The sequence below is a fragment of the Paraclostridium dentum genome (assembly GCF_012922555.1).
Lineage (GTDB): Bacteria > Bacillota > Clostridia > Peptostreptococcales > Peptostreptococcaceae > Paraclostridium > Paraclostridium dentum.
On sequence record NZ_WIPK01000166.1, the window covers coordinates 1 to 358 of the forward strand.

Annotated in this window: 1 protein-coding gene; it reads left to right on the forward strand. The window is 49.7% G+C overall.

The window, feature by feature from the left end; genetic code table 11:
* Positions 1–358 (forward strand): hypothetical protein (locus GFJ41_RS21260; RefSeq protein ID WP_206001627.1); only part of this gene is annotated, 358 nt, incomplete at both ends.

Here is a 358-nt window from a genome sequence, read left to right on the forward strand (position 1 = left end):
AGGAGTAGTTGTCAACAAATTCAGACCTAAAGAGCCATACATCGGCAAGTGCCTCTTGAACACGAAGATCACTGCAGATGATGCGCCCGGTGAAACGTGGCACATGGTCTTCAGCACCGAGGGAGAGGTGCCTTACAGAGAAGGGCAGTCGATTGGGATAATCGCGGATGGAGTAGACAAGAACGGGAAGCCTCATAAACTGAGGTTGTACTCGATTGCCAGTAGCGCCCTCGGTGATCTTGGTGACTCCAAGACTGTTTCTTTGTGCGTTAAGAGGCTCGTCTACACCAATGATCAAGGGGAAATAGTTAAGGGAGTTTGTTCAAACTATTTGTGTGATCTGCAACCCGGTGCCGAC